14 protein-coding genes are annotated in these 15578 nt (G+C 72.1%); 7 read left to right on the top strand and 7 right to left on the bottom strand.

All coding sequences use genetic code 11. From position 1 onward, the window contains the following. The first annotated feature begins 125 nt into the window (after positions 1-125). The 3 genes from ACWCPW_RS21480 to ACWCPW_RS21470 all read left to right on the top strand — a co-directional run bounded on the left by ACWCPW_RS21480 (position 126) and on the right by ACWCPW_RS21470 (position 3435). Entirely contained in the window at positions 126-1049 is a 924-nt protein-coding gene (locus ACWCPW_RS21480; protein ID WP_449763175.1) for a BadF/BadG/BcrA/BcrD ATPase family protein, read from the top strand. Positions 1050-1222: 173 nt separating this feature from the next. Further along, positions 1223-2263, top strand: coding sequence for a sugar phosphate isomerase/epimerase family protein (locus tag ACWCPW_RS21475; protein WP_449763174.1), 1041 nt, complete (start codon positions 1223-1225; stop codon positions 2261-2263). After that, positions 2260-3435: a sugar phosphate nucleotidyltransferase gene (locus ACWCPW_RS21470; protein WP_449763173.1), complete on the top strand. Its 1176-nt coding sequence runs from the start codon at positions 2260-2262 to the stop codon at positions 3433-3435. The genes ACWCPW_RS21475 and ACWCPW_RS21470 overlap by 4 nt, the downstream gene beginning before the upstream one ends. Here the strand turns inward: ACWCPW_RS21470 and ACWCPW_RS21465 are convergent. The 3 genes from ACWCPW_RS21465 to ACWCPW_RS21455 form a co-directional block, all read right to left on the bottom strand. Further along, entirely contained in the window at positions 3401-4294 is an 894-nt protein-coding gene (locus tag ACWCPW_RS21465) for a carbohydrate kinase family protein (RefSeq protein ID WP_449763172.1), read from the bottom strand. The genes ACWCPW_RS21470 and ACWCPW_RS21465 overlap by 35 nt on opposite strands. Further along, on the bottom strand, positions 4287-5477 hold the full coding sequence (gene aroB, locus ACWCPW_RS21460) for a 3-dehydroquinate synthase (protein WP_449763171.1): 1191 nt from the start codon (positions 5475-5477) through the stop codon (positions 4287-4289). The genes ACWCPW_RS21465 and aroB overlap by 8 nt, the downstream gene beginning before the upstream one ends. Before the next feature lie 187 nt (positions 5478-5664). Further along, on the bottom strand, positions 5665-6033 hold the full coding sequence (locus ACWCPW_RS21455; protein ID WP_449763170.1) for a winged helix-turn-helix transcriptional regulator: 369 nt from the start codon (positions 6031-6033) through the stop codon (positions 5665-5667). A gap of 153 nt (positions 6034-6186) precedes the next feature. On the opposite strand from ACWCPW_RS21455, the gene ACWCPW_RS21450 reads away from it, so the two are divergent. Both ACWCPW_RS21450 and ACWCPW_RS21445 read left to right on the top strand, forming a co-directional pair. Next, entirely contained in the window at positions 6187-6609 is a 423-nt protein-coding gene (locus ACWCPW_RS21450; RefSeq protein ID WP_406299528.1) for a YjbQ family protein, read from the top strand. A 376-nt stretch (positions 6610-6985) separates the two neighbouring features. Next, positions 6986-8425, top strand: a complete 1440-nt coding sequence (locus ACWCPW_RS21445) for a VWA domain-containing protein (RefSeq protein WP_449763169.1) — start codon at positions 6986-6988, stop codon at positions 8423-8425. A 77-nt stretch (positions 8426-8502) separates the two neighbouring features. Here ACWCPW_RS21445 and ACWCPW_RS21440 read toward each other — a convergent pair whose 3' ends face one another. The 4 genes from ACWCPW_RS21440 to ACWCPW_RS21425 form a co-directional block, all read right to left on the bottom strand. Next, positions 8503-10281, bottom strand: a complete 1779-nt coding sequence (locus tag ACWCPW_RS21440) for a caspase, EACC1-associated type (RefSeq protein ID WP_449763168.1) — start codon at positions 10279-10281, stop codon at positions 8503-8505. Further along, a complete protein-coding gene (locus ACWCPW_RS21435; protein ID WP_449763167.1) occupies positions 10278-10640 on the bottom strand; it encodes an effector-associated constant component EACC1 in 363 nt (120 codons plus the stop codon). Before ACWCPW_RS21435 ends, ACWCPW_RS21440 begins: the two co-directional genes overlap by 4 nt. A gap of 197 nt (positions 10641-10837) precedes the next feature. Further along, entirely contained in the window at positions 10838-11707 is an 870-nt protein-coding gene (locus ACWCPW_RS21430) for an NAD(P)-dependent oxidoreductase (RefSeq protein WP_449763166.1), read from the bottom strand. Further along, a complete protein-coding gene (locus ACWCPW_RS21425) occupies positions 11704-12129 on the bottom strand; it encodes a RidA family protein (RefSeq protein WP_449763165.1) in 426 nt (141 codons plus the stop codon). The genes ACWCPW_RS21430 and ACWCPW_RS21425 overlap by 4 nt, the downstream gene beginning before the upstream one ends. 108 nt (positions 12130-12237) lie before the next feature. Here ACWCPW_RS21425 and ACWCPW_RS21420 point away from each other — a divergent pair, with 108 nt between their 5' ends. Both ACWCPW_RS21420 and ACWCPW_RS21415 read left to right on the top strand, forming a co-directional pair. Further along, positions 12238-13137, top strand: coding sequence for a LysR family transcriptional regulator (locus tag ACWCPW_RS21420; protein WP_449763164.1), 900 nt, complete (start codon positions 12238-12240; stop codon positions 13135-13137). Positions 13138-13241: 104 nt separating this feature from the next. Beyond that, the gene (locus ACWCPW_RS21415) at positions 13242-15569 is read left to right on the top strand and encodes a terpene synthase family protein (RefSeq protein ID WP_449763163.1); all 2328 of its coding nucleotides are present in this window, start codon (positions 13242-13244) and stop codon (positions 15567-15569) included. The last annotated feature ends 9 nt before the right edge of the window (positions 15570-15578 follow it).

The raw sequence follows: 15578 nt of genomic DNA, 5'->3' as shown, positions 1-15578 counted from the left end.
CGTTCGTCGGGAGTGACCGAGAGTGTCGCTTACCGTACTGCTCAACCACTACCCTCGGCCGGCATCCGCTACCGGTAGCGTGACCTGCGGCGTTGGATTTCGACCGACTGCGGAGGCTTTCGACGGTGGCGGCTGAGGAGTACTGGGCGATCGACGCCGGTGGCACGCACACCACCGCCGTGGTGCTCGACACGCGGTACACCCGGGAGTCGGTCAATCCCGCCTCGACCGGCGCGGCGGCCGAGGAGACGCTCGTGCGACTGCTGTCCGAGATGGCGTCGGACCTGGGTTTCGGGCCCTCGGTCGGTTGGTTCGCGAGTTCGACGATCACCATGGACACCCCGCCGCGGGAGATCGACCGACTGGCCGTGATCGCGCGCGAACAGGGTTTCGTGGGGCGGCTGGTGGTGTCGGGGGATGTTCCGCCGCTGTTGCTCGCGCCACCGCTGTCCGGGCGGGGCGTCGTGGTGGTGGCGGGTACCGGCTCGGCCTGCGTGGCCGCCGCCGGTCCGGACGCGGGCCCGCCGGTCGTGATCGGCGGATGCGAGTACCTGGGCAGCGACGAGGGCAGCGCGTACGCGCTCGGTGTGGCCGGTCTGCGCGCCGCCGTACGGGGAGCGGACGGGCGAGGGCGGCCGACCACGCTGTTCGCGGCGCACGGTCCGCGCGAACTGGCCCGTCGGCTGGCCGCCGAGCCGTTTCCGAAGGCCGGGGTGGCCGCGCTCGCGCGCGAGGTGTGCGCGGCCTGGCAGGCGGGCGACGCGGTGGCCGGCGAGGTGGTTCGGGTCGCGCTGGACGACCTGCTCGACGGCGTACGCGCGGCCCGGGACGCGGCCGGACTGAGCGGGACGTGGCGGGCCGTCCTCAACGGCGGCGTCTTTCGTGGATGTCCGCCGTACGCCGCCGAGTTGGGTCGGCGGATGGTCGCCGAACTCGGCGCGGCCGAACCGCCGACCGTGATCGCCGATCCGGTCGACGCGGTGTATGCCGCGCTGGTCGCGAACGAGGGTTCGCCGCCGAAGAGTTGGGCACACACCCGCAATCTCTGATCTGCCGAAGCGCAGCCGAGCGAGGGGGACCGCCGATGACCGGGACGCCGAACGAGCGGGCACCACGAACCGTCACGGGAACAGGCCCGGAAACCGCTCCCGGAACCGCCCCCGGAACCGCTCCACGACGCCGGCACCAGCCCGCGACGGAGCCCTCCGTCGGACCGACGTCCGTGCGCGGGAGCCTCGCGGCGGAGGACGAGAGCGGGTCGGTCGCCGGACGGCGGGCGCGGGTCGCGGCGGCCGGTTCGGTCGGCGGGGCGCCGATCCGGCTCGGGGTGTGCCTGGCCGCGTTGGCGCCGGTGGGGTTGGCCGGGGCGTTGCGGGTGGCGCGGGACGCGGGGGTGGGCGTGGTGGATCTGCCCGCCGACAGCGGCTTCGCGCTGGTGGATCCCGGGCGGCGGGCCGATCCGGCGCTGCATCGTGCGGTGCGCGCGTGGTGTGCGGAGGTCGGGGTCGAGGTGGGTTGCGTGAGCAACAGCCGGGACACCCAGTTGCTGCTGGGGCCGCACGGGCCGCACACCGACCCGGTGTTCGTCGGGACGGCCGAGGCCAAGCGGGACTACGGGCTGCGTGCCGCGCTCGACACGGTGCGGCTCGCGGCCGGTGTGGGTGCGCCGCAGGTGCGGCTGATGCTGGGGGTGCCCGACCTGGCCCGCTGGTTGTCCTGGTCGGGCAGCGACGTGAGTTGGCAGGACAACGTCGACGCGTGGGCGCTTGCCGCGCGGCCGATCCTGGACCTGGCGGGCGAACTGGGCGTGCGGGTCGTGGTGGAGCCGCATCCCAAGCAGGTCGCGTACGACCCGGCGAGTGCGAGAGCACTGCTCTCGACGGTGAGCGGTGTTCACCTGTGCCTCGATCCGGCCAACATGGCCGCGACCGGACACGATCCGGTGGCCGCCGTGCGCGGCTGGGGCGATCGGCTCGCGGCCGTACACGCGAAGGACCTGCAACGCTGGTCCGGCGCCGAGGCACCGCGCGGCGCCGGGTGGTCGCGCTACGGCCCGGGACCGGCGATCCGCTTCCGCTCGCTCGGCGCCGGCGACCTGCCCTGGCCGGCCATCGTGGCCGCGCTGCTCGACGACGACTACCGGGGAGTGATCTACGTGGAACACGAGGACGTCCTACTGCCCACGGAGCAGGGCATCACGACCTCGCTCGCGCGACTGCGCACCCTGGTACCCACGGGCGTCGCCCCGGGGCGGACCTGGTGACGCTCGAGGGAGTACGCGGCGCGCTGCTCGCGGGCGGCCTGGGCGAGCGGATGGGCCCGCTCACCGCCGACGTGTGCAAACCACTGGTGCCCTACGCCGCGTCCTGCCGGCTGGTCGACTTCAGCGTGGCCAACGCGGTCCGGTCCGGCCTGCCGGAACTGGTCCTGCTCTCCCAACACCGGGAATCCGACCTGGTCCGACACCTGGTCGCACACTGGGACGAACACCCGGGCACCCGCCTGCACTTCGGCCCACACGACGCGTTGGCGCGCAGCGGACCGGGCGCCGTACTGCCGGAGCGTCCGGCCGAACGCGGCACCGCCGACGCGCTGCTCGCCAACGCGGAGTACCTCTTCGCCCCCGGCGCGAACGATCTTTTGATCCAACACGCGGACCACGTCTACGTGTTCGACTACGCGCCGATGGTCGCCGCGCACCGGGCCTCGGGGGCCGACTGCACGATCGGTGTACAGCGGATCGAACGCCGCTACGTGCACCTGTTCGGCATGGTCGAGGCGGATGCCGAGCTCCGCGTGCGAGCGCTGGTCGAGAAGCCCGAACGGCCCACCTCGGACCTGGTGTTCACCGCGTTCTGCGTGTTCCGCGTCGACGCGTTGCGCGCGGTGCTGGCGGACCTGGCCGCACTCGGCGAGGACGGCTGGCAACACGACATCAGCCGCGACGTACTGCCCGCGATGATCGCGGGCGGCCGGCGGGTGACGGCGTACCCGGTGCCGGACTACTGGGCCGACATCGGCACGGTCGACCGGTACCGCACCGAGCAGTTGCGACTGCTCGACCAGCCGCACCCGATCGCCTCCGCCGCGCTCCCGCGCACGTTGGCCGGTGTGCCGGACGGCTTTCCCAGGTACGTCGAGGGGAGTCTGCTGGGAGCCGAGATCCCACCGGGAGCGCGCGTCGAGCGCAGCGTCGTACACGCCGGCTGCCGGATCGAGCCGGGCGCGACCGTAGTGCGCTCGGTGCTGCTGCCGGGCGCCGTGGTCGCCGCCGGGAGTACGGTCCGGGAAACGATCGTCACCCCGACCGGAATCGTGACGCCGAGCGGTGCCGTCGGTGCGGCCGGCGCCGGCCCGACCCGGGTGGACGCACCCCATACCGGCTCGCCTTCCGACCTCGTCAGGAGAGCGCACGATCCAACGCCTCCGCCGTGATGAACGACGTGTGGGTCCCGGCCGTCCGCACCGCGTGCGCACCCGCGTGGGTACCGGCGGCGGCGCAGCCCGCCCAGTCGCGGCCGGCGAGGTAGGCGTACAGGAACCCGGAGACGTAGCTGTCCCCGGCCCCGTTGGTGTCCACCACCTCGTCGGCCCGCATCGCCAGCGCCGGTACGTGCCACAGCGGCCGGTCGGGCAGGGCCAGGTAGCTGCCGCGACCGCCCGCCATGGCGACCACGACCTTGGCCCGCCCCCGGGAGAGCACGTCCCGCGCGGCCTCCTCGACCCGGTCGCCGAGCCGGTGCGTGGAGGTGAACACCAGGTCGGCGCCGTACGCGAAGTCGGCCCGGGAGGGGTCCTTCCCGTCCCAGCCGTGCAGGTCGGTGGAGGTGGACACGCCCGCCTCGATCGCGTCGGCCAGCGCGGGGCGGGACCAGCCGCCGATCGACACGTGCGCGTGCCGGGTGCGGGCGATCGCCGGGCGATACAGGTCGGGGTCGACGACCAGGTCCGCCGGCAGCCGGCCGTCGTGCAGGGACAGCCGCTCGCCGTCCGGGCCGACCAGGTTGACGCTGCGCGGGGTGCCGTGGGCATCGGTGACGTGCGCGAAGGACAGGCCCTGCTTCGCGTAGTGGTCCAGAACGAAGTCCGCCTCCGGGTCGGCGCCGAGCACGGCCGCGAAGTGGGTGCGCAGGCCCAGCGCCCGACAGCCCAGGGCCACCCCGTTGCCCGTGTGCGCGACGTACTGCCGGATCGGCGGGACCTTGAAGTCATGTATCGGCAAGGGAAGTTCGGGCACCCGGACGATGATGTCCACGCCCACGCCGCCGACCACGAACACATCCAGTTCAGCCATCGCCGCCTCCGCGGGTGTGCGCGTAGCTGACCTCGGCGGCGGGCGAGACCACGAGCGCCGCGTGGATCTCCTCGTCGCTCACGTCGTCGGTGATCACCGTCTCGCCGAGCGCGGTGGGCAGCACGAACCGCAGCCGGCCGTCCCGGATCTTGCGGATCTGACCGAGCGCCTCGACGGTGCCGGCGGGATCCAGCGGCGCGGGCAACGCGGCCAGTGTGGTGGGCAGTCGGACCCGGTCGAGCAAGCCGGTCACCCGCGCGCGCAGGGCCGGGTCGAGCAGCCCGCGCCGTTCGGCGATCCGGGCCGCGCAGGCCATGCCGAACGCGACCGCCTCGCCGTGCAGCACCGGCCCGTAGCCGGTCACGGTCTCCACCGCATGTCCGATGGTGTGCCCGAAGTTCAGTGGCCGGCGCAGGTCCCGCTCGTACGGATCGCGGGCGATCAACCGGCACTTGAGCACGCTGGAGGCGTGCACGAGGGCGGCGGTGGGCACCGGTTCGGTGCCCAGGATGGCCTCGTGACGGCGCTCGATCAGCTCGAACAGCTCGGGGGAGGCGATGATCCCGGTCTTGATCGCCTCGGCGAGTCCGGCGCGCAGCCCGCGACCGTCCTGGGTGCCCAGGTAGCCGACGTTCGAGACCACCGCCCTGGGCTGGTAGAAGGCCCCGATCAGGTTCTTCGCGGAGGGATGGTCGATGGCGACCTTGCCGCCGAGCGCGGCGTCCACGTGGGCGAGCAGCGTCGTGGGCACGTTGATGTACGGCAGGCCGCGCATGTACGCGCTGGCCACCCAGCCGACCGTGTCCATCACCACGCCGCCGCCGACCGCGAGCAGGATGTCGCGGCGCGCGAGCGAGGTGCCGGCCAACCAGTCCAGCAGCGTGCTCGCGGTGCGCAGATTCTTGCTCGCCTCGCCGGCCGGGAACGACGTGCCGACCACGTCCAGTCCGGCGGCGCCCAGGAGTTCGGCCAGCCGACGCGCGTGCAGCGCGAACACGGTGTCGTCGGTGATCAGCGCGACCCGCCGGCCGTCGATCTCGGCGCACAGCCGGGCGAGCGCGGTCTCCTCGTCGAGGCAGACATGCACCGGATACGTATCGAGCCGCCGGGCGGAGGCCATGATCGGGTCGACCGGGCCGCGTGGCAGCGCGAGCTGTTCGGACACTCGGACGTATTCGGTCATATATTCACACCCCGGTGGCTCAACGAAGACGTCGCAGACAATCCGGATATTCGCTGCCGAAATAATTACGGCGAGTGCTACGAAAAGTCAACAACGCCTCACCCAGAGTGCGTCCGCGCGGTATAGCAGACCGCTCCGCGCTATTCCCGCGCATTCGCCAATTCGGGAAACTTCGCCCGGAAACGACCTACGCGGCGGGCAGGGCGGGGTCGCGCGTTCCGGTGGTCTCGGGCGCGGTCGCCGCGATCTGCTCGACGTTGACCTCTCCCCACACGCCCAGCGGCAACAGCGCCTCGTTGAGCGACCGGCCCAGCGGGGTCAGCGAATACACCACCTTCGGCGGGACCTCGCGAAACACCTCGCGGTGCACGATTCCGCGGGCCTCCATCTCGCGCAGTTGCTGGATCAGCATCTTCTCGCTGATCCCGGGCACCGCCCGGCGCAGCTCACCGAACCGCCGCTCCTCGACGTGCAACGCCCACAGGATCAGCGCCTTCCACTTGCCGCCGATGACATCCATCGCGGCATCGAGCCCGCACTGGTAGCGCCGAGCCATGCGCGTCTCCTCCCGACCGGGCCTCATCGATCCTTACCGACAGGTAGGTACCCCTCCATATTGTCGGTACGCATTCGGCCGAAAGCAAAGCAATCCCCGATCCGCCCGTGTCGAGAACACGGAACCGGGCGGAGCTTGGGCGAGCATGGCGGGATGAGCGAGGTGACCGTGTCGCGGGTTTTCGAGGTCAGTACCGGGCGGCGGGAGCGGGTGTACGACCTGAGTGCGGTGTGTGCCGGGTTTTTGCGGGAGGTGGCCGGTGGGCGGGACGGATTGTTGAACGTGTTCGTGCCGCACGCGACGGCGGGAGTGGCGGTGTTGGAGACCGGGGCGGGCAGTGACGACGACCTGCTCGCGCTGCTGGCGGACCTGTTGCCGGCCGACGATCGGTGGCGGCACCGGCACGGCAGTCCCGGGCACGGGCGTGATCACGTGTTGCCCGCGCTGATTCCGCCGCACGCGACACTGCCGGTGATCGGCGGCGAACTCGCGTTGGGGACGTGGCAGTCGGTCACGATGGTCGACACCAACCGGGACAACCCGGACCGGACGGTACGGCTGACCTTCATGGGCTGAGCCGGCGTGCACTCCCCGCCGAGGAAGCAACTGGCGGAAACCACGCGGGCCGTGCCGCGCACGTGCGCCACACGCTGTTCCGCCACGCTCCGTTGGGGCGCGGAGTGGCCGGTTCGGCGTGCCGGTTCGGGACCGCCGCGCTGGTCCGGCGAGGACGTTTCGGCCGCGTGTGCCGCGGTGGACGCGGCGTTCGTACTGCTCGCGGCGGTGGAAGGGGGCGACGGCGGTCGCGCGGGACGACGTTCCTTCGGCTGTTCGGGGGCCGTCGGGGTGTCGTACGCGCGGGTCGCCCACAGGTCGGCCGAGGCCATGACTAGCCTTACGTAACCGTCCTGAGCATCGGGACGGCGTCCCTCACACAGGTAAGGATTCGCCGATGGGTTTGAGGAGTCTGCTGCGCAACGTCTTTCGTTCGCGGGCGTCCCGCGAGGCGGCGGAGACACCCGAGACGACGGACGTGACCGCGGCGCCGACCGACCTCCAGGACGCGCCGACCGAGTCCCCGGTCGACGTGCCGGAGCCGGTCGCCGAATCGGCGCCGAAGGCGCGCCCCGAGCCGGCCGCGAGACCGGAACCGGTGGTCGCCCCCGAGCCGATCGCCGTCCGCGAATCCGCGGTGTCGCCGGAACCGGAAGCCGTCTCGGAACCGGTGGTCGTTCCGGAACCGGAGGTCGTCTCGGAACCGGTGGTCGTTCCGGAGCCGGAGGCCGCCTTGGAGCCGGTGGTCGTTTCGGAGCCGGTGGTTGTTCCGGGGCCGGAGGCTGTCTCGGAGCCGGTGGTCGTTCCGGAACCGGTGGTCATCCCGGAATCCCGGGCGGAGTTCGACACCCCCGGGTCCGCGCAGGCGCCGATCGCGGTGCCGGCACAGTCGATCGCGACGCCCGTCGGGACCGAACCGACCAAGCCGGAAGCCGAGATCGGGAAGGAGACCGAGCAGGAGGCCGTCGTCACGCCGGCCGTCGAGGTCGAGGTCGAGCCCGAGGCGCCCGTGCCGGCACCGGCCGAGGACTCGGCCGATGTCGAGGCCGCGGCCGAGCCGTTCGTGGTCGCCGAGGCCGCGGCGGTACCGACCACCATCGCGGTGGTGCCGCCCGCCCGCGTCGAGGAGGCCGCTCCCGGCCTCGGCGGTCGTGCGGAGGCCGCCGCGGCGGCAGTGGGCAAGTGCGGTCTCACCGGCCGCAATGTCGCGGTGTACCTCGTCCTGGACCGCTCGGGCTCGATGCGCTCCTACTACAAGGACGGCACCGTGCAGCACCTCGCCGACCAGACGCTCGCGCTGTCCGCGCAGCTCGGCGAGGCCGTCGTGCCGCTGGTGTTCTTCTCCACCGACATCGACGGCGTGGCCGACCTCGATCCCGCCAACCACGTGGGCCGGATCGAGGAACTGCACGGCTCCTACGGGCACATGGGCCGGACCAACTACCACACGGCGATCGCCGAGGTGGTCGAGCACTACCGCGCGTCCGGCAGCACCGACCCGGCCCTGGTGATCTTCCAGACCGACGGTGCGCCGACCAGCCGTCCCGCCGCCGCGAAGGCGCTGTGCGAGGCGGCCGGACTGCCGATCTTCTGGCAGTTCATCGGCTTCGGCGACCCCGAGGCCAAGGGCTTCGACTTCCTCCGCAAGCTGGACGAACTCGCGGTACCGGAGCAGCGCGTGGTCGACAACGCGGGCTTCTTCCACGCCGGACAGGACCCGAGGCTGCTGACGGACGCCGAGCTGTACGACCAACTCCTGCTGGAGTTCCCGGAATGGCTCAACGAGGCGGTCGCGGCGGGCGTCCTGACGGCCGACCCGGTGGACGCGTTGGTGTAGGCCGGGATAGGCGCACTCGTGGGATCACGCCCGACGGTCGACCCCTGGGTCGACCGTCGGGCGTTTCCGCTGCCGGGTCAGGCCCCGGAGGGGAGTGGGAGCAGCAGGCTGATCACCGTGCGCGTGGCCTGCGCCAGGGCCGCGTCCAGGACGTGTACGGGGTCGAGCAGTTGCCCTTCGGGATCGCTCGACGTGTAGGCCTCGTGCAGGATGTCGTACGACCGTCCCAGCAGCGCGTGTTCGGTGAGTTCGGGCAGGCCCGGGGCGCCCGAGACGAACCCCGCCAGGTGCAGGGCCGGCGCGGCCGACGTGCGGGACAGGACCGAATGTGCCGGGCTCCCCTCCTCCGCGAGGTGGTTGCCCATCCGCAGGTAGCCGGCCCCGGCCCCGGGCACGATGCCGTGTTCGAACGCGGAGCGCACGATCGCGACACTCTTGCGCAGGAGTTCGATCTGTTGCGCCGCGGCCTCATCGTTCACCGCGCCGACCCGGATTTGCGCCGTGGTTCCCTCCGAGACCACCTGCCAGGCTCGACCCGGACCGGTCGTCACGGTCACCGTGCCCTCGCGGCCGACCCGACCGATGGCCTCGGCGACGGCGCTCGCGGCCCGGCTTCCGGTGGCGGCGGTCACCAGGCCCGGGATCTGCCGGTCCTCGATCGGCACCGCCGAGGAACGCAGCCACGCGCGCGCTGCCTCCGTCTGTCGCACCACGTCCCGGATCAGGGTGAGCGGGTCGACCGTGCCGTGTGCGATCAGCTCGCGACAGCGCGTCGCCATGGCGTCGGCCAGGAGGATCGCGGTGACGGTCCCGTCGTGGGCGTCCTCGGCGACGCGCTCCAGCAACCGGATGGCCATCCGGGCACCCGGGCGCAGTCGAGTGTCCAGCCGGGCCAGGATCGACTCGGCGGCCCGCCCCCCGGAGCCGCGCAGCCAGTCGTCGTTCGCCGCGTTCCTGCCCAAGGGGCCGTAGCGACGCGCGAGGACCTTGGCGATGTGGGAGAACCCGGTCGCGAGTTCGTCGACGTCCGACCGTTGCGGTCCGGTGGTGATCGATCCGGTGGTGATCGGGCCGGTGATCGGGCCGGTGGCCCGCGCCGACGTGGTCGGCCACGCCGCGTTGCGCAACACGCAGATCCGCGCCGCCGTGTTGCGGTTGCTCTGCTGGGGGAGTTCGCGTCCGCGGGCGGCCAGTCGGCGGTGCAGCGCCAGGTACAGCGATTCCATGTCGATCAACTCTGGCGCGTCCTCGACGCCTTCGTGGGCAATGTTGATCAACTCGCCGGTGAACGCGGTGAATTCCTCGTCCGGCGGGGCCGCGGCCCGGCGGGTCTCGGCGGTCGCGGTGAGCACGCTGGTGCCCGCCACGGCCACCTGCCCGGCGCGATCCTGCCCGCTCATCGCGCCGACCATCGCCCGACCGCTCCAACAGCAGTCCAGGATCAGCACCTTGCGCGGCGCGCGGGTGCTCGGATCACGCAGCACCCGGCGCACGTCGTCGAAGCGCAACGCGGTGTACATGCGATCCGGGCGGGTGTTCGGCAGCGCCAGATGGAACGAGTCGTCGAGATGGTCGACCAGGCCGTGCCCGGCGAAGTAGACGAGCAGCGTGTCCCGGGCCTCGGTCGCCGCGTGGGAGAGCGCGTCCAGGACCTCGCTCGCCGAAGCCGGTTGGCCGACCACCGTGCAATGCCCTGTGGGCAGGCCCCAGTGGCGCGGGTCGCACAGCAGCCGGCTCAGCTCTTGGAGGTTGCGACGCACCGCGGGCAAGTGCTCCAGATGCGTGTACTCGTGCGTCCCGATCAACACCGCGCGTGAGGCCGCCGGATCGGCCAGTTCCGCCGCCGGCACCGTCACGCAGGGTCCCCGGGCTCCTCCAACGCGCGTACGGCCCGGCCGATGTCCGCCTCGGTGGCACCGGTCAGCACCACTTCGACCTCGCCGCGCCGGATCACGATGTCGGGGCCGCCCGGGCCCGCCATCGGTGCGCGCGAGCGGCGCCAGCCGGCGATCGCCGTCATCAGGCTGCCGAGCGCGATGCCGTTGCTCAGCACGATGTTGACGACGTCGAGGGTGGTGCCCATGGCGCCCGTCGTGTCGTCCTCGGCGTAACTGGTCACGGTGCCGCCGCGGACGTCGGGATCCATCGCCAACCACCGCTGCAGTGCGGCGACTTCCGCACCTTCGTCACCGACTACGCGTACCTGGACGAGCACGTGCCGCCACCCTTCGGGGACCGTCGGGGGCCCGCGGGCGGCGGGCCGGCCTGATGCGGGGCCATGATGCCATGTGGCCTGCGGGCGACGGGGGGAGGAGTGGGTTGGCCTCAAGCGCCGGCCGGGCTGGAGGGTGGCCTCAAGCGCCGGCCGGGCTGGAGGGTGGCCTCAAGCGCCGGCCGGGCTGGAGGGTGGCCTCAAACGCCGGCCGGGCTGGAGGGTGCAGGTCGGGTTGGGGTGCGGCCCAGGGTTGCGATGTCGGCGGTGGGGTCGTTGGTGAGGGTTGCCGTTGTGGTGACATGTGCTGCCGCGCGGGCTACCGGGAGGGCTGTGGTGGTTGCCTCGGTGGCCAGGAGGAGGTCCTTGGCCAGTGCGGCGAGGGTGAAGTCGGCGTTCGTGTAGGCGGCTTGGTCCAGGCGGTCGCGTTTGCGGGCGACCAGGCCGCCGATCGCGCTGTGCGTGAGCACGTCCAGCACGTCCGCGCGGGACAGGCCCAGGTCGGCGCCGAGTCGGATCGCGTCGTGCAGTCCGGCCGCCGCGATGCCCAGGCCCAGGTTGGCGACCAGTTTGAGGGCGGTCGCGGCGCCGATCGCTCCGGCGTACCGCCGCTCGCCGGCGTGCGACCACGCGTGCAACACCGGCTCGGCCGCCGCGACGTCCTCGGGCCCGCCGCCGGTGAGCACGATCAACGTGCCCGCGCGGACCGCCGGCACCGAGCCCAGCACGGGCGCCTCCACGTACCGCAACCCGGCCGCGCGGGCCGCCACCGCGAGCCGGCGCGACTCGTTCGGGGCCAGCGTCGTCGCGTTGATCACCAGCGTGCCGGGCGCGGCGCCGGTGACGATGCCGGCCGGACCCAGCAGCACCGACTCGGCGGCCGGCCCGTCGAAGACGAACAGCACGACGGCGTCCGCGCCGCGCGCCGCGTCGGCTGCGCTCTCGGCCGTCGTCGCGCCCGGTACCGTGCGCGGCGTGCGGTTCCACACCGTCACCTCGTGTCCGGCCGCCACCAGCGCCTGCGCGCCCGCCGCGCCCATCCGTCCCAGACCACACGCGGCGATCTTCATCCGGCGGCCTCGTCCGTGTCCGGGACCAGCGCGAACGCCTCGACCTCCAGGAGCAGCTCCGGCAGGAACAGCGCGCCGACCTGGACCGCCGAACTGGCCGGGGGGCGGGTCATGTCGACGAACTCGTCGCGGGCCGTGCGGACCTGCGGCAGGTGCCCGATGTCGGTGACGAAGTAGGTCAGCTTGATCACGTCGTCGAAGGTCGCGCCCGCCGCGGCCAGGCAGCGGCGCAGGTTCTCGAACACCTGCCGGGCCTGCGCGCCCGGGTCGTCCTTGCCGACCAGGGTGCCGTCCTCGTCGAAGGCGACCTGCCCGGAGATCGCGACCAGCCGGCCGGTGCCGGTGACCACGTTGGTGTAGCCGTTGCCCGGCCGCACGCCCTCGGGCGCCGGAATGTGGGTGAGTCGATCCGCAGTCGTCATGCGCTCATCCTCACCCGTGCGCCACCCATCTCGCCAGCGCATCTTTCGCAGGACGACCATGCGTGCGACGCATGGCTCGAAAGTGTCGCGGCAGTAGAGTCACCGCGCATGGACCTGCTCGCCCTGCGTTCGTTTCTGGAAGTGTGCCGCCACGGCTCGATCAGTGCCGCCGCACCCACGCTCGGGTACACCCAGTCCGCGCTGTCCCGCCAGGTGGCGGGCCTGGAGGCGCGCCTGGGCACCGAGCTGCTGGAGCGGCACGCCCGCGGGGTGCGCACCACGCCCGCGGGCGAGGTGCTGCGCGAGCACGCGGCGGCGATCCTGGCCCGGGTCGAGCGGGCCGAGGAGGAGGTGCGGGCCGCCCGGGACCGGGTCGGCACCCGGGTCCGGGTGGGCGCGGTGCCCACCGCCGCGGTGTCCCTGCTGCCGGACGCGCTCACCGCGTTCACCGCCGAACTGCCGGGCGTACGAGTCACCTTCGCCGAGGACTTCTCACCCGGCCTGATCCCGCGGTTGCTGGACGGCGAGTTCGACGTGGCCGTGGTCACCGACTACCCGCCGGGCCTGCCCACGCACGCGGGCCTTCGGCTCACCCACGTGCTCGACGACGAACTGCGCGCCGTACTGCCCGCCGGCCATCGCCTGGCCGGGCGGGACGTGATCGATCTGGCCGAACTGGCGGACGAGACCTGGGTGGAGGACTACGAGGGCGCCGCGGCGGTGCTCACCGGGGCGTGCGCCCGGGCCGGGTTCACGCCGCGGATCGACATCGAGTGCGGTGGGTGGCTGGGCAAACAAGCGTTCGTGGTGGCCGGGTTCGGGGTGATGCTCGCACCCGGGCTGCTGACCCGGGCGATCCACCCCGAGGTGACCCTGCACCGGCTCGCCGATCCGCCCCGACGCAGCGTGTACGCGGCCCGCCCGCGGCATCCCGACCCGACGAGCGCGGACGCCGTGGACCGCTTCGTCGCCGCGCTCGTCCACGTGGCGGCCCACCAAGATCTTTAAGCCTGTCCGGGCAGGTTTCACCAGATCGAGCGAGAACCGATTCGTCGCCCGTTCCCGGGCGTTCGCGCGACCTAGCGTGTGCCGTGGCGAAAGGGGCGCACCGCATGCCACAACCCTTCGAACTCCCGCGGTTCTACGTGCCGTACCCGGCGCGGCTCAACCCGCACCTCGCGGGCGCGCGCGAGCATTCCAAGGCCTGGGCCCGACGGATGCGGATGATCGAGGGCTCGGACATCTGGGACGAGCACGACTTCGACTCGCACGACTACGCGCTGCTGTGCGCGTACACCCATCCCGACTGCACGGGACCGCAACTCGACCTGGTCACCGACTGGTACGTGTGGGTCTTCTTCTTCGACGACCACTTCCTGGACATCTTCAAACGCACCCACGACACGGCCGGCGCCAAGGCGTACCTCGAACGCCTGCGCGCGTTCATGCCGGTCGATCCCACCACCCCGATCCCGGCCCCGACCAATCAGGTCGAGGAGGGACTGGCCGACCTGTGGTCGCGCACCGTGCCGAGCATGTCCCAGGACTGGCGGGAGCGGTTCGCCGAGAGCACCCAGGCGCTCCTGGAGGAGTCGCTGTGGGAGCTGGCGAACATCAACGAGGGCCGGGTCGCCAACCCCGTCGAGTACATCGAGATGCGGCGCAAGGTCGGCGGCGCGCCGTGGTCGGCCAACCTGGTGGAGTACGCGGCGAGCGCCGAGGTGCCCGCGGTGATCGCGGCCTCGCGCCCGATGCGGGTGCTCAAGGACACCTTCGCCGACGGTGTGCACCTGCGCAACGACCTGTTCTCGTACCAGCGCGAGGTGGAGAACGAGGGCGAGAACGCCAACGCCGTCCTGGTCTTCGAGAAGTTCCTCGGCTGCACCACACAAGAGGCCGCCGAGGCCGTCAACGAATTGCTCACCTCGCGGCTGCACCAGTTCGAGCACACCACCTTCACCGAACTCCCGCCGCTGTTCGTCGAACACGGCCTGGACCCGCAGTCCTGCATGGACGTGATGGCCTACGTCAAGGGCCTGCAGGACTGGCAGTCGGGCGGGCACGAGTGGCACATGCGCTCCAGTCGGTACATGAACGGCGCCGGAGCGGGCGCGGATTCGGCCGCCGGCCACGGAACGCCCACGGTGACCGGGGTGTTGGCCGGACCGCAGGGAATGGGCACCTCGGCCGCGCGGATCCTGCCGGGACTGGTCGCCGGACTGAACAGCGGGCTGCGCGGTTTCACGCATGTGCCCTTCCAGCCGGTCGAGCCGTACGAGATCCCGGACTTCTACCTGCCGTTCGCGCCGCGACTGAACCGGCACCTGGACACCTCCCGGGAGAACGTGGTCGAGTGGGCCGCGCGGATGGGCATCACCGGCGAGGGCATCTGGGACGAGCGGGCCCTGCGCGGATTCGACCTCCCGCTGTGCGCCGCGGGCATCGCGCCGGACGCGTCACTCGACCAACTGGACGTGGCCTCGGCGTGGTTGGCGTGGGGCACCTACGGCGACGACTACTACCCGATCGTGTTCGGCCGCTCGCTCGACCAGGTCGGCGCGAAGGCCTACACCGAGCGGCTCAAGACGCTGATGCCGGTGGACGGCGAGGCGGCGCCGGTGCCGACGGACGCGCTGGAGCGCGCGCTGGCCGACCTGTGGTCGCGCACCGCCGCGCCGATGCCGCCCGCGTCGCGGCTCAGGTTCCGGCGCACCATCGAGGAAATGATGGACAGTTGGCTGTGGGAGCTGGCCAACATGGCGCTGAACCGGATCCCGGATCCGGTCGACTACATCGAGATGCGCCGCCGTACGTTCGGCTCCGATCTGACCAAGAGCCTGTCCCGGCTCTCGCACGGCGAGGTGGTGCCGGATCAGGCGTACCGCTCGCGCGCGGTGCAGGCGATGGAGAACTCGGCGGCCGACTTCGGCTGGATGATCAACGACGTGTTCTCCTATCGCAAGGAGATCGAGGTCGAGGGGGAGTTGCACAACCTGCTCCTGGTGGTGCGCAACTTCTTCGGCTGCGACTTCGACCAGGCGCTGGTGATCGTGAACGACCTGATGACCTCCCGGATGCGTGAGTTCGAGCGGGTCGTGGCCGTGGAACTCCCGGCGATGTACGAGGACCTGGACCTGGCCCCGGCGGCCCGGGAGGCACTGGACGGGTACGCGGTGGCGCTCGGCGACTGGAACGCGGCGATCCTGAAGTGGCATCAGGACTGCCGGCGCTACGCGGACCCCGAGCCGCTGGTGCCGTTTCCGTGGCAGGTGGCCCGGGGCCCGGCGGGTTCGGCGGGCCCCGCAGGCCCGGCGGGTTCGGCGGCGGCCCGCGTGCCGGCCGAGCCGTCGACGGTTCCCCGGGTGCGCTACGGGCCGCGTGGGCTGGGCACCTCGGCCGCCCGCGTGGCCGGCGTGCGAGCGGGCGTCGCCGTGCGGTGACGTGTACGC

Source organism: Embleya sp. NPDC001921, assembly GCF_053594475.1.
The sequence above is the reverse complement of the archived record's forward strand: the minus strand, read 5'-3'. Positions and strand labels throughout refer to the sequence as shown.